We start from the raw sequence: 12,620 nt of genomic DNA on the forward strand, positions 1-12,620 counted from the left end.
CCTTACATTGCGCAAAAAAAGGGACACGCGTAACAGCGGCGAATCCTGTAGTTATCCTTTTAGTTTAGCAAAAGCGCTAAAGACAGATTTTCGCTTTTGTGTCCCTCGAATAAACAGAATGAATGGTTTGATCAAAGGAGCAGCCAAAAAATTGCCAGAAAATGTAAACAGTGCGCATAAATGCGCATATTGCCTCTCGACGGCGGTGTTTCCGCTGCCTATTATTTATGGCTGTGTCGTTTGGTTAATATTCAGAGGGGAGTAAGATGCGCGCAGCGTTTTGGGTAGGGTGTGCCGCGTTATTATTATCGGCTTGTAGTAGTGAACCTGTTCAGCAGGCAACCGCCGCGCATGTCGCACCGGGGATGAAGGCCGCAATGTCCAGTTCTGGAGAAGCTAATTGCGCCATGATTGGTGGTTCGCTCTCCGTTGCCCGTCAGCTGGATGGTTCAGCTATCGGAATGTGTGCGTTACCCAACGGCAAACGCTGTAGTGAGCAGTCGCTTGCCGCCGGAAGCTGTGGCAACTATTAAGCCACCGCGTTTCCTACATTAAATCCGCGAGTTTATACGTCAGCGTTTGTTCTGCTGTCGCCAGTGTTAACTGGTCAGCAGTCAGATCGACCTGTGCGCCTTGCTTAAACATGTCGCTGACGATCCCGTCGAGCGCGTTAAGCTGCGGATCGGCGCACATCATGCGGGTCATCGCCATATCTTTAACCTTCAACTCGCCGTCGGACAGTTTGCCCTGACCGTGGAATTGATTACACATCTTTCCCGATACCGTCATGTTTTCGCCAAAACTCAATTCGGGTTGGTTATTAGCGACGGTGACGGCTTTACCATTCACGCTCTGCAAAACGAAGCGGTGATGCTGCAACTGTTCGCGATTGACGGAAACTTTTCCATTGCTCACACAGCCAGCCATCAGCATGCTGAGCGCAATCAACGTGACAACTTTTTTCATTCAATTTCTCTACGTTTGTGACGGGAATACATTCAATATAATAATGATACTGAAGATTTTAGCATCGGTGATTATCTGAAAATGCCCCCCTGAATCCAGGGGAGCACAGGGATTAGAAGAGGGCGTTTGGACAGGTTTCGCCTTTGGAGATCTGTGCCAGATTCTGCAGCGTGGTCTCAGAAATGCTGGTCAATGCTTCGGCCGTCAGGAACGCCTGGTGACCGGTGAACAGCACGTTATGACAGGCCGACAGGCGGCGGAACACATCATCCTGAATCACGTCATTGGATTTATCTTCAAAGAACAGGTCGCGTTCGTTTTCATACACGTCCATACCCAGAGAACCAATTTTCTGGTTTTTCAGCGCATCGATAGCGGCTTGTGAATCGATCAATGCCCCGCGGCTGGTGTTAATAACCATCACGCCATTTTTCATTTGCTCAAAGGCTTCGTGATTGAGCAGGTGATAATTCTCCGGCGTTAACGGACAGTGCAGGGAGATGACATCGGACTCCGCGAACAGCGTTTTAAGATCGACATATTCAACGCCTAACTCTAGTGCGGCAGCGCTTGGGTAGGGATCAAACGCCAGCAGGCGCATCCCAAAACCTTTCAGGATCCGCAGTGCCGCAATCCCAATCTTACCGGTACCGATCACCCCAGCCGTTTTGCCATACATGGTAAAGCCGGTCAGCCCCTCAAGAGAGAAGTTGGCATCACGAGTACGCTGATAGGCGCGGTGAATACGGCGATTCAACGTCATCATCATGCCAATCGCATGTTCAGCGACGGCTTCGGGTGAATAGGCTGGCACACGGACGACCTGCAGGCCGAGCTCTTTTGCCGCGTCGAGATCGACGTTATTGAAGCCGGCGCAACGCAGCGCAATATATTTCACGCCATGCTTTTTCAGCTCTTCCAGAACCGGGCGGCTGCCATCGTCGTTAACGAAAATACAGACGGCTTCACAGCCATGGGCTGTTTTGGCTGTTTTCTCCGTCAGTAGAAAGTCAAAGAATTCAAGTTCAAAACCAAAAGCCTCGTTAACCTGCTGCAGATACTTCTTGTCGTACTGTTTTGTACTATAGATGGCGAGTTTCATAAGACTTTCTCCAGTGATTTTGACGTCACATTAATCCAATTCAAATTATTTTACAAAATCTAAAAAGTTATTGATAGTCATAGGCGTAATGAATAATTTCAGCGCATCTGTTGTTAGTGTGGGCAGGTTACTCAATTTCAACAACTGGATATTTTTCCGTCCAACTCAATACCCGTAATCGATGCAGGTAAAAAGCCAGCCGAATCACATCCAGACAGCTACGCTTATACAGGTAGCAAATATCGGGAGGGGTCATGTTAACTCACTCTGAAGCAAAGCGATGGGCCACCTTAATGCTTAAGGCGGCATTATGTGATGGTATGAAACCTGAGGAGATTTCCCGGCAGGTACATCTGGTCTGCGATCATCATGGTAGGGAGTGCCTCGAAGAGCTCATTGAGGAAATTCTGATAGAAGCTGGTCGTTTAGGACCTAAACATAGCGATGGAGAACTGAGGCCTCATTGAGTCTGAGTTCTTTATATTCCCGACGGCACGTGTAACAGCGTGCCATATAAAATAATGCGCTATCTTATTGAATTAATTATTATTTTATTGATTCCCGTTGATTAATAAATAGTGCATATACTTCATGGGAATTTATTCTTAATGTGGGCATATCCTGTTAAACATGCCACAATACTGGCCTAAACCGGCTTAAATTTTCGCTAAATCAGGATATTAACTACCCATGAAGGGTAAATATAAAGCCGCTCTGGCACTTCTCTTATTATTGATTCTCGTGCCGCTGACGTTGGTGATGACGCTTGGCCTGTGGGTTCCTACGCTGGTGGGCGTCTGGTTACCTGTTGGCACGCGCATCGCGCTAGATGAGAGCCCACGGCTGACACGGCATGGGCTGCATATCCCGGAACTCCGCTATCTGGTCGATGATTGCCCACTAGCGCGCCTTACTCAGGCCGATCTTTCCCATCCCAGCCGCTGGTTGCTCAATGTCGGGACTATTGAGCTGGATTCCGCTTGCCTGGCTAAATTACCGCAGACAGAAGCGTCTCCGGCAGCGCCCAAAACGCTGGCTGAATGGCAATCGATGCTGCCCAATACCTGGATTAACATCGACAAAGTTATTCTCTCCCCCTGGCAGGAGTGGCAGGGAAAACTGTCTCTCTCGCTAACGCCATCGACCCAGCAACTGCGCTACCAGGGTGAAAAAGTGAAATTCCAGGGGCGTCTGCACGGGCAAAATCTCACGGTAAATGAGCTGGATATAGCTGCATTTGAAGAACAACCGCCGGTAAAACTGGTCGGTGAATTTACCATGCCGCTGGTTCCTGATGGACTACCGGTGAGCGGTCATGCGGTTGCAACTTTGAGCTTGCCGCAGGAGCCCTCACTGGTGGACGCCGAACTGGAGTGGCAAGAAAACAGCGGACAACTGATCGTCATGGCGCGGGACAATGCCGATCCGTTGCTCGATCTTCCGTGGGAAATAACCCGTCAGCAATTAACCATCAGCGACGGTCGCTGGAACTGGCCTTATCAGGGATTCCCGCTCAGCGGGCGGTTGGGCATGAAAGTTGAAAACTGGCAGGCCGGGCTGGAAAATGCGGTGGTGAGCGGGCGTCTGAACATACTGACCCAAGGCGATGCAGGTAAAGGAAACGCCGTATTAACGCTGGGGCCGGGTAAGCTGGGTGTGGATAGTAGCGACATGCCGTTACAGTTGATAGGCGAGGCGAAACAGGGTGACCTGATCTTCTACGCCAAATTACCCGCCAGACTCACCGGAAGCCTGAACGACCCGCAGCTGGCTTTCGAGCCTGGAGCGCTGCTGCGTTCGCGTGGACGGGTGATTGACTCGCTGGATATTGACGAAATTCGCTGGCCGCTGGCGGGCGTAAAAGTAACGCAGCGCGGCGTAGATGGCCGTCTGCAGGCTATATTGCGCGCGCATGAAAACCAGATGGGCGGTTTTGAATTGCATCTGGATGGTCTGGCAAATGATTTTCTCCCTGACGCGGGTCGCTGGCAGTGGCGGTACTGGGGCAAAGGCAGCTTTACGCCAATGCATGCGCGTTGGGACGTGGCGGGTAAGGGCGAATGGCATGACAACACCCTGAAGCTTTTTGATCTCTCCACCGGATTTGACCACCTGCAATACGGCACCATGAAGGTGGAAACTCCACGCCTGGTGATGGACGAGCCGATCGTCTGGGTACGGGATGCCAACAAGCCGACGTTTAGCGGCGCGCTGTCGCTGGACGCAGGGAACACCACCTTTACCGGGGGGAGCGTGTTACCGCCGTCAACCCTGAAGTTCAGCGTGGAAGGCACCGACCCGACGATTTTCCAGTTTAAAGGACAGCTTCACGCGGGCGCGATAGGTCCAGTACAGGTAAATGGTCGTTGGGACGGGATCCGCCTGCGCGGACAGGCCTGGTGGCCAAAACAATCGCTCACCGTATTCCAACCGCTCATCCCACCAGACTGGAAAATGAAGCTACGTGAAGGTGAACTGTATGCGCAGGTTGCGTTTTCGGCTGCCCCGGAACAGGGCTTTGAAGCGGGCGGCCATGGGGTATTAAAAGGCGGTAGCGCCTGGATGCCCGATAACCAAATTAATGGCGTCGATTTTGTGTTGCCTTTCCGGTTTAGTGAAGGCGCATGGCAACTGGGTACGCGTGGACCTATTTCACTGCGTGTTGCGGAAGTGGTGAATCAGGTGACGGTGAAAAATATCGCCGCCGATCTACAGGGGGCGTATCCCTGGAGTGAAGACAATCCGTTACTGTTAAGCGATGTCAGCGCCGAACTGCTGGGGGGCAAAGTCATCATGCAACAACTGCGGATGCCGCAGCACGATCCGGCATTATTACGGGTGCAGAATATCTCTTCCAGCGAGCTTATCAGCGCGGTTAATCCCAAACAATTCGCCATGTCTGGCCCGGTCAGCGGTGCGTTGCCGTTATGGCTGGATAACGAAAAGTGGATCATTAAAGACGGCTGGCTGACCAACCCGGGGCCTATGACGCTGCGTATTGATAAAGACACGGCGGATGCCGTCGTCAAAGATAATATGGCAGCCGGTGCGGCCATTAACTGGCTGCGTTATATGGAAATAAGCCATTCCTGGACGAAAATAAATTTGGATAATCTCGGTGTCTTAACCATGCAGGCAACCGTAACTGGCAATAGCCGGGTGGATGGCAAAGTGGGGACGGTTAATTTGAATTACACCCATGAGGAAAACGTCTTTACGCTATGGCGTAGTTTGCGTTTTGGCGACAATTTACAGGCATGGCTTGAACAAAATGCAGCGCTGCCGGAATCCCATTGCCCGGAAGGCAAGGAATGTGAGGAACAACAATGAAAACGATAGCTGCCATGCTGGGTCTGCTGGCTTCATCTCTGCTGATCGGCTGCACACCCAGAATCGAAGTGGCTGCGCCTAAAGAGCCGATCACTATTAATATGAACGTCAAAATCGAGCATGAGATCCATATCAAAGTCGATAAAGACGTTGAGAGCTTATTAAAATCGCGCAGCGATCTGTTCTGAGGTCACGATGAAAAAACAGCTTGCAGTGATCCTGGTGGCATTGAGTTTATTCAGTGGCAATGGGTGGGCATTGACCTTGAATGAAGCCAGATCCCAGGGGCGGGTGGGCGAAACGCTTAATGGTTATCTGGTGGCATTGCAAACCGACGCCGAAACGCAGGCGCTGGTGAGTGAGATTAATAAAGCACGCAGCGCCAGCTATCAGCAACTGGCTGAGAGCAATAACATTCCTCCAGATGAAGTGGCGAAAATGGCCGGACAAAAGCTGGTCGCTCGGGCTAAACCAGGGGAGTACGTCCAGGGCATCAATGGTAAGTGGTTGAGAAAATAATGACGAAGTTGTAGATAGAATCCGATTTGTTTTTACACCAAAGGAAAGTATTAGGCGGGTATTGATAATTAATTCACTATAGTCAAGACCGTAAATTATCAAGGAGTGATGATGACGCTTTATCAGATCAAGCCCGCCTTTCAGACACTTTTACGCCCATTGATGTTTTGGCTACATAAGAATGGCGTCACGGCGAATCACGTAACTCTCGCCGCAATGGCGCTTTCTTTTGTGACCGGTGGCGTACTGGTGATTTTCCCCCAACCCGAATATTTTGTTCTTCTGCCCATCGTGCTGTTTATCCGAATGGCGCTTAATGCGCTCGACGGCATGCTGGCGCGTGAATGTCACCAACAATCGCGCCTTGGGGCTATTCTAAACGAAAGCGGGGATATTCTTTCTGATATAGCGCTTTATCTGCCGTTTATGCTTCTCCCTGACAGTAACGTAATACTGGTTATGGTGATGCTGTTTTGTGCGGTAATGACGGAGTTTTGCGGCGTTCTGGCGCAAACGATTAATGGTGTTCGCTGCTATGCCGGACCGCTGGGCAAAAGTGACCGGGCGCTGGTATTTGGCGCATGGGGCCTGGCACTGACTCTGTGGCCGCAGCTTGTACAGTGGAACAACGTGTTGTGGGGTATTGCTACCCTCCTGCTGCTATGGACGGTGGTTAATCGCTGTAAGAGCGCATTATGCGAAGAGGGGACGAAATGATGCTGCTGGAGCAGTCATTTGCGGTCATTTTTGCACTGCTGCTGGTTGCAACGGTGGTGAATGGCTTACTGGTGTGGCGACGGCCGGATAAAGACTGGCGGGAACTGACGTTACGTATTCGCACCTGGTGGCTAATCATCATCCTGTTTTCTCTGGCGATTTTAAGCCCACACTGGTTGGCACTGATCTTTTTCGCGCTGGTCAGCTTCATGGCGTTAAAGGAGTTTTTAACGCTGGTGCCGTCGCGTCAGACCGATCGCATGCCGTTGCTGTGGATGTTCATTGCTATTCCGATTAACTACTGGCTGATTGGCATTAACTGGTACGGTATGTTTGTGGTGTTTATCCCGGTCTACGCTTTTTTATTCTTACCCGTGCGGATGGTCATTGCGGGCGATACTCATGGCTTCTTGCGCTACGCCTCGCAGCATCACTGGAGCCTGATGACTACCGTGTTTGCCTTCAGCCACGTCGCTTTTTTGCTGGTTTTGCCTGATGACGGCAAACAAACCGGTGCATTGCTGGTACTGTTCCTGGTTGGCTTAACGGAATTCAACGATATTGCGCAGTACCTTTGGGGTAAATCAATTGGGCGCATCAAAGTCATGCCCAAAGTCAGTCCTAATAAGACGCTGGCGGGACTGGTCGGCGGCGTAGCGACCACCACGCTAATGGCGGCGCTGCTTGGGCCACTGATGACGCAGTTAAGCATTCCATTGTCATTGTTGGCGGGTTTTATTATCGGCATCAGTGGTTTTTGTGGAGATGTGGTGATGTCAGCAATCAAACGCGATATCGGCGTGAAGGACAGCGGAACATTGCTGCCGGGTCATGGTGGGCTCCTTGACCGGCTGGATTCTCTGATCTTCACCGCGCCGGTGTTTTTCCATTTCATTCGTTACTTTTGCTACTAACTTATGCTGAGTTCAATTCTGCGAACGCTGTTTACGCTGTGTATTGTCTGGCCGGTGATTTGGCTGTGGCTGGGGTTACGTATCAAGCACCGGGAACGTTTACCTGCATGCGGTCCGGCAATTATCGTTGCCAATCACAACAGCCATATGGATGTTTTTGCGCTGCTTTCGCTCTTTCCGCTGCGCCGCCAGTCGTCGGTCCATCCGGTGGCTGCCGCTGACTATTTCCTGCGTAATAAAGCAATGGCCTGGTTTGCGCTTAATATTCTCAACATTATTCCCATTTCGCGAAAAGGCGGAGAAACTAATCCGTTAGCGCAGTGTGAACAGGCATTACGCGACGGAAAGATTCTGATCCTCTTTCCGGAAGGTACGCGGGGTGAACCTGGAAAATTGTCATCGTTGAAATCTGGATTGTGGCATCTTAGCCAGCATGTACCGGAGGTACCGATCATTCCCGTCTGGCTACGTGGCACAGAATCTGTGATGGCGAAAGGGAACCGTATACCGCTGCCGCTGTTTATTGACGTCAATATTGGCAGAACGTTGCATTTTCATGGGGATAAACACCTCTTTATGAACGGACTCAGACAGCAACTGTTGCTGTTGGAGCAACAAACTAAAGGATTACATTCGCATGACTAATACACGAATACCTGACGAACGACATTTTGTGACCAGCGACAACACTGAACTGTTTTTCCGCCACTGGCCGGCTACGGCGCCGGGTGCGACGACGAAAGTGATCGTCATGTTCCATCGCGGTCACGAACATTCCGGACGGTTGCAGCATATTGTGGATGAGCTGGCGATGCCGGACACCGCATTCTATGCCTGGGATGCTCGTGGTCACGGCCACTCTCCAGGCCAGCGCGGTTATAGCCCTTCTCTGGCGCGTTCGGTACAAGATGTTGAAGAGTTTGTGCGTTTCGCTGCCGCTGACAGTCATGCCGCAATGGAAGATGTGGTGGTCGTGGCTCAGAGCGTTGGCGCGGTATTGGCCGCAACCTGGGCTCATGACTATGCCCCCGCTATTCGTGGATTAGTACTGGCATCACCGGCTTTCAAAGTTAAATTGTATGTGCCGTTTGCCCGTCCAGGACTGGCGCTGATGCAACGACTGCGCGGTCTGTTTTTCGTTAACTCTTATGTTAAAGGAAAATACCTGACGCACGATGTCGATCGTGTAGCGAGCTTTAATCTTGATACCCAGATCACCCGTGCCATTGCGGTGAACATTCTGCTGGATCTCTACAAAACGGCAGAACGCATTGTCAACGATGCTGCCGCCATTACGATGCCTGTGCAATTGCTGGTGTCCGGGGATGATTTTGTCGTGCATCGCCAGCCGCAAATTGATTTTTATCAGCGCCTGAGAAATCCTCTCAAGGAGCTGCACGTGTTGCCGGGGTTTTATCACGATACGCTGGGGGAGAAAGACCGGCATCTGGCGTTCGACAAAATGCGTAATTTCATTACCACCTTATATGCTATGCCACTGCAGCGTTTTGATTACAGCAACGAAGATCGCTGGAGCCCTGGCGCTGATACCTGGCGGATGCTCAGCGGGGGACCCGCGCCATATTCTCTCGACGACATTGCGTATCGTGGCCTGCGCTATGGCATGAAGCTTCTCGGGACACAATCGACAGGCGTTCGTCTGGGATTTGAAACCGGCTTTGATTCGGGGAGTACGCTGGATTACGTCTATCGCAATCAGCCGCAGGGCAGCAGCGCGCTGGGGCGTTTGATTGACAAAAACTACCTCAACAGCGTGGGCTGGAAAGGGATCCGTCAACGTAAGATTCATCTGCAGATGTTGATTAGCCAGGCGGTTGCACAACTGGCGGAGCAGGGCACGCCGGTACATGTGGTGGATATTGCTGCCGGACACGGGCGTTATGTGTTCGATGCGTTGGCTGGCGAATCGGCGGTACGCTCAATTTTACTGCGCGATTACAGTACATTGAATGTGAATATAGGTCGGGAAATGATCGCCAGCATAGGTCTGACTGACATTGCACGCTTTGAACAAGGCGATGCCTTCAACCGTGAAGAACTGGCGGCATTGGAACCTCGTCCTACTCTGGGGATTGTCTCTGGTTTGTACGAGCTGTTTCCAGAGAATTTGCTGGTCAAAAACTCTCTGGCCGGGCTTGCGGATGCGATAGCGCCAGGGGGCCTATTGATATACACCGGGCAGCCGTGGCATCCACAGCTTAAAACGATAGCCTGGTCGCTGACCAGTCATAAAGACGGCAAAGCATGGGTTATGCGCGTGCGTACGCAGGGTGAAATGGATGCGCTGATTCGCGAGGCGGGCTTTGAGAAGTGCACCCAACTGATTGATGAATGGGGGATTTTCACCGTTTCTATGGCGGTACGCCGTGCTTCCTGAACAGCGTAAAGTTACGGTGCAGGCGGTGGGCTGGTTACTGCTGCTGGCACCATTTTTTTTCCTTACGTACGGCAAGGTGAATCAGTTTACCGCCTGGCAAGATGCTCAGTATCAGAACGTTGGTAGCATCGTCTTTGGTTGGGAATCTGCTATTCCTTTTATTCCGTGGACCATCATCCCGTACTGGAGTCTGGATCTGTTTTACGGGTTATCCCTGTTTGTTTGCACCACGCGTTTCGAGCAGCGTCGGTTGGTGCTCAGACTGGTACTGGCATCGTTGATTGCCTGCGGCGGTTTTTTACTGTTCCCGTTACAGTTTAGCTTTACCCGCCCCGAAGTGACGGGCGCGGCGGGTTGGCTGTTTGCACAGCTCGAACAGTTCGATCTGCCCTATAACCAGTCGCCGTCGCTGCATATCATTCTCTGCTGGCTGCTGTGGCGGCATTTCAGTCGCCATCTGTCCGGCGGCTGGCGCAGACTGTGCGATGGCTGGTCATTACTGATCGCGCTATCGGTGTTGACCACCTGGCAGCATCACTTTATCGATATTATTACCGGGCTGGTGGCAGGCATGCTGATTGACTGGATGGTACCGGAACAATGCCGCTGGCGCTGGAGCAAACCGGATGCAGCCTGTCTGAGGTTGATGCGCCGCTACCTGCTGGGCTCGGCATTATGTTTTATTACCGCTGTGTTGCTGACGCCATGGTTGTTATGGCCAGCGCTGGGCTTGTTGATGGTCGGCTGCGGTTACGCTGGATTCGGCGCGGTGGTGACGGCGAAAGATTTACAGGGTCGACTGCCTCCCTCTGTTTACTGGCTATCATTACCGTGGCGTTCAGGAATGTGGCTGTCGATGCTCTGGTTCACCCGCCGTATACCGGCAGTAAGTCCGATTGCGGCTGGCGTATATCTCGGCAGTTTTCCGCGCTGCGCGCCTGCGCAAAAGGCGGTGCTCGACTTAACCTTTGAGTTTTCGCGTGGACGGGCGACAGCCTCGCACTCTTATCATTGTGTACCGATGCTGGATTTAGTGATCCCACATGAAGCCGAGCTACAGCAGGCGGTGGACAGTCTGGAAACTCTGCGTGTGCGGCAGGGAACTGTGCTGGTGCACTGTGCCTTAGGATTGTCGCGCAGTGCAATGGTGGTCGCAGCGTGGCTGTTGCGTTATGGCCATGCGCCGACGGTAGAGCACGCCGTGGTGCAAATTCGAGCAAGTCGACCACATGTGGTGCTGACTGATAAACATCTGGAGATGCTGCAACAATGGCAACGGAAAGTGACAATGTAACAGATGCTGAGGTGCTTCAGCACGCTTTGCTACGGCACACGCTGGCAAGCTGGCGCTTCATTCTGCTTTTTTCCCTCCCGCCGATGGTGTGGGCGCTGTTTGTTGCTTCACCAGGTGTCGTGCGCGCCGTCATTGCATTGCTGTGCGCTGTGGTCTGGTTTGGTTGTTGGCGACTGTGGCTCGACCAGCGCTATTTTTCGCTGATTAATAAGCAAAACAACAAGCAGGCCGGAAACGCGTTGTACTTTATCTGGCGACGCGAACGGCTGAAAGCCCTGACGCTGGCTGAACGCCAGTCAGGTGCATTGCGACAATGTCGAAAAACGCTCTGTCTTGTTACAGTTCTGTGGGCTTTCTGGCTGGTGCTGCTACTGTAGTATTCATCTGACTTATTCATCGACATCGCAATAGTTGCCACACGGCATCAAACTGAGGCTGATATAGTTCAACACCGGTCGCGTTGCGGAGTTAAATCATGTGGCTTTTCAAGTGGTATGTCTGGAATCGTTGGATATTCAAGCTGTTAAGCCGGGATGTTGCCGAGCCAGAACAATTTTTGCTGCATTGCTGGGAAGAGAATCTGGCGAAGTGCAGAGATTATGCAACCATCTGGCGTGATATTAACCGCATTCACGGCAAACAGGTGCAGGTAAAGAAGTAAATGCTGGAGAAACCCTCCCACCGTATGGTGAGAGGGTGAATTATCAGGCAGCGACGACGCTGTCGATAGCGGCTTTCGCATCGGACTGCGCTTTGGACGCCACTTCCGGGCCGTACGCAATGCCTTCAGCAAAGACGACGTTCACGTCGGTGATGCCGATAAAGCCCAGGAATACGTTCAGATACGGCGTGATCAGGTCAGTCGGCGTATCTTTATGGATACCACCACGGCTGGTCAACACGACTGCGCGTTTACCCGTCACCAGACCTTCCGGACCTTTCTCGGTATAACGGAAAGTCACACCTGCACGGGCAATCAGATCGAAATAGTTTTTCAGCTGGGTTGGGATGTTGAAGTTATACATCGGCGCAGCGATAACAATCACATCATGCGCTTTCAGCTCAGCAATCAGCTCATCGGACAACGCCAGCGCTTCCTGCTGACGCGGTGTCAGCGGTGCATCGCTCGGGCGCAGCGCACCCACCAGTTCGCCATCCAGTACCGGAACAGGATTTGCAGCCAGGTCACGGACGGTGATTTCATCAGCGGAGTGCTTTTCACGCCACTGTTCAACAAAATAATCAGACAACTGACCAGACTGAGAGTACCCTGCCAGAATACTGGATTTAAGAACTAATACCTTGCTCATGGGTGTTTCCTTTTATGTGTTTGAAGGGGGAGTGCCCCGTTGCTTGTTGACACTTTATTCACAATCCTGT

The 12,620-nt window shown here is 51.9% G+C and carries 14 protein-coding genes; 11 read left to right on the plus strand and 3 right to left on the minus strand.

The genetic code is table 11. From position 1 onward, the window contains the following. Nucleotides 1-266: 266 nt before the first annotated feature. Nucleotides 267-533: a putative hemolysin gene (locus tag OGV52_RS07820; RefSeq protein WP_003020360.1), complete on the plus strand. Its 267-nt coding sequence runs from the start codon at nt 267-269 to the stop codon at nt 531-533. A gap of 13 nt (nt 534-546) precedes the next feature. Here OGV52_RS07820 and hslJ read toward each other — a convergent pair whose 3' ends face one another. Together hslJ and OGV52_RS07830 are read right to left on the minus strand one after the other, a co-directional pair. Then, nucleotides 547-966, minus strand: coding sequence for a heat shock protein HslJ (gene hslJ / locus OGV52_RS07825; RefSeq protein ID WP_046274558.1), 420 nt, complete (start codon nt 964-966; stop codon nt 547-549). A 112-nt stretch (nt 967-1,078) separates the two neighbouring features. Continuing rightward, nucleotides 1,079-2,068 carry a 2-hydroxyacid dehydrogenase gene (locus tag OGV52_RS07830; RefSeq protein ID WP_003833196.1) on the minus strand — a complete coding sequence of 330 codons (990 nt, stop codon included), beginning with the start codon at nt 2,066-2,068 and terminating at the stop codon, nt 1,079-1,081. 690 nt (nt 2,069-2,758) lie between these two features. Between OGV52_RS07830 and OGV52_RS07835 the strand changes: the two genes are divergently transcribed. The 10 genes from OGV52_RS07835 (at nt 2,759) to OGV52_RS07880 (ending at nt 11,901) form a co-directional block, all read left to right on the plus strand. Then, complete coding sequence (locus tag OGV52_RS07835) at nt 2,759-5,398, plus strand: YdbH family protein (RefSeq protein ID WP_103766347.1); 2,640 nt, start codon at nt 2,759-2,761, stop codon at nt 5,396-5,398. Next, nucleotides 5,395-5,586: a YnbE family lipoprotein gene (locus OGV52_RS07840; protein WP_016156612.1), complete on the plus strand. Its 192-nt coding sequence runs from the start codon at nt 5,395-5,397 to the stop codon at nt 5,584-5,586. The genes OGV52_RS07835 and OGV52_RS07840 overlap by 4 nt, the downstream gene beginning before the upstream one ends. Before the next feature lie 7 nt (nt 5,587-5,593). Then, nucleotides 5,594-5,917 carry a YdbL family probable chaperone protein gene (locus tag OGV52_RS07845; protein WP_016156611.1) on the plus strand — a complete coding sequence of 108 codons (324 nt, stop codon included), beginning with the start codon at nt 5,594-5,596 and terminating at the stop codon, nt 5,915-5,917. Nucleotides 5,918-6,028: 111 nt separating this feature from the next. Further along, the gene (locus OGV52_RS07850; RefSeq protein ID WP_103766346.1) at nt 6,029-6,634 is read left to right on the plus strand and encodes a CDP-alcohol phosphatidyltransferase family protein; all 606 of its coding nucleotides are present in this window, start codon (nt 6,029-6,031) and stop codon (nt 6,632-6,634) included. Then, nucleotides 6,631-7,548 (plus strand): phosphatidate cytidylyltransferase, encoded by a 918-nt coding sequence (locus OGV52_RS07855; RefSeq protein WP_287108316.1) that lies wholly within the window; start codon nt 6,631-6,633, stop codon nt 7,546-7,548. The genes OGV52_RS07850 and OGV52_RS07855 overlap by 4 nt, the downstream gene beginning before the upstream one ends. Before the next feature lie 3 nt (nt 7,549-7,551). After that, nucleotides 7,552-8,193 (plus strand): lysophospholipid acyltransferase family protein, encoded by a 642-nt coding sequence (locus OGV52_RS07860; RefSeq protein ID WP_047501707.1) that lies wholly within the window; start codon nt 7,552-7,554, stop codon nt 8,191-8,193. Continuing rightward, nucleotides 8,186-9,946: a bifunctional alpha/beta hydrolase/class I SAM-dependent methyltransferase gene (locus OGV52_RS07865; RefSeq protein ID WP_287108317.1), complete on the plus strand. Its 1,761-nt coding sequence runs from the start codon at nt 8,186-8,188 to the stop codon at nt 9,944-9,946. The genes OGV52_RS07860 and OGV52_RS07865 overlap by 8 nt, the downstream gene beginning before the upstream one ends. Further along, entirely contained in the window at nt 9,936-11,240 is a 1,305-nt protein-coding gene (locus OGV52_RS07870; RefSeq protein WP_049282411.1) for a phosphatase PAP2/dual specificity phosphatase family protein, read from the plus strand. Before OGV52_RS07865 ends, OGV52_RS07870 begins: the two co-directional genes overlap by 11 nt. Beyond that, complete coding sequence (locus tag OGV52_RS07875) at nt 11,216-11,617, plus strand: hypothetical protein (RefSeq protein ID WP_016156605.1); 402 nt, start codon at nt 11,216-11,218, stop codon at nt 11,615-11,617. Before OGV52_RS07870 ends, OGV52_RS07875 begins: the two co-directional genes overlap by 25 nt. Nucleotides 11,618-11,715: 98 nt before the next feature. Further along, nucleotides 11,716-11,901: a hypothetical protein gene (locus OGV52_RS07880; protein WP_016153181.1), complete on the plus strand. Its 186-nt coding sequence runs from the start codon at nt 11,716-11,718 to the stop codon at nt 11,899-11,901. 43 nt (nt 11,902-11,944) lie between these two features. On the opposite strand, the gene azoR is transcribed toward OGV52_RS07880, so the two are convergent. Next, nucleotides 11,945-12,550 carry an FMN-dependent NADH-azoreductase gene (gene azoR, locus OGV52_RS07885; protein WP_006684422.1) on the minus strand — a complete coding sequence of 202 codons (606 nt, stop codon included), beginning with the start codon at nt 12,548-12,550 and terminating at the stop codon, nt 11,945-11,947. Between the last annotated feature and the right edge of the window lie 70 nt (nt 12,551-12,620).

The organism is Citrobacter sp. Cb041, from assembly GCF_030336655.1.
In the GTDB taxonomy this organism is placed as follows: Bacteria; Pseudomonadota; Gammaproteobacteria; order Enterobacterales; family Enterobacteriaceae; genus Citrobacter; species Citrobacter braakii.

What these genes read in the sequence shown, in the direction of transcription:
- OGV52_RS07860 (WP_047501707.1), top strand. Translation starts at nt 7,552, where the DNA reads ATGCTGAGTTCAATTCTGCGAACGCTGTTTACGCTGTGTATTGTCTGG.
- OGV52_RS07875 (WP_016156605.1), top strand. Translation starts at nt 11,216, where the DNA reads ATGGCAACGGAAAGTGACAATGTAACAGATGCTGAGGTGCTTCAGCAC.
- OGV52_RS07845 (WP_016156611.1), top strand. Translation starts at nt 5,594, where the DNA reads ATGAAAAAACAGCTTGCAGTGATCCTGGTGGCATTGAGTTTATTCAGT.
- hslJ (WP_046274558.1), bottom strand. Translation starts at nt 966, where the DNA reads ATGAAAAAAGTTGTCACGTTGATTGCGCTCAGCATGCTGATGGCTGGC.
- OGV52_RS07830 (WP_003833196.1), bottom strand. Translation starts at nt 2,068, where the DNA reads ATGAAACTCGCCATCTATAGTACAAAACAGTACGACAAGAAGTATCTG.
- OGV52_RS07880 (WP_016153181.1), top strand. Translation starts at nt 11,716, where the DNA reads ATGTGGCTTTTCAAGTGGTATGTCTGGAATCGTTGGATATTCAAGCTG.
- OGV52_RS07865 (WP_287108317.1), top strand. Translation starts at nt 8,186, where the DNA reads ATGACTAATACACGAATACCTGACGAACGACATTTTGTGACCAGCGAC.
- OGV52_RS07855 (WP_287108316.1), top strand. Translation starts at nt 6,631, where the DNA reads ATGATGCTGCTGGAGCAGTCATTTGCGGTCATTTTTGCACTGCTGCTG.
- OGV52_RS07820 (WP_003020360.1), top strand. Translation starts at nt 267, where the DNA reads ATGCGCGCAGCGTTTTGGGTAGGGTGTGCCGCGTTATTATTATCGGCT.
- azoR (WP_006684422.1), bottom strand. Translation starts at nt 12,550, where the DNA reads ATGAGCAAGGTATTAGTTCTTAAATCCAGTATTCTGGCAGGGTACTCT.
- OGV52_RS07850 (WP_103766346.1), top strand. Translation starts at nt 6,029, where the DNA reads ATGACGCTTTATCAGATCAAGCCCGCCTTTCAGACACTTTTACGCCCA.
- OGV52_RS07835 (WP_103766347.1), top strand. Translation starts at nt 2,759, where the DNA reads ATGAAGGGTAAATATAAAGCCGCTCTGGCACTTCTCTTATTATTGATT.
- OGV52_RS07840 (WP_016156612.1), top strand. Translation starts at nt 5,395, where the DNA reads ATGAAAACGATAGCTGCCATGCTGGGTCTGCTGGCTTCATCTCTGCTG.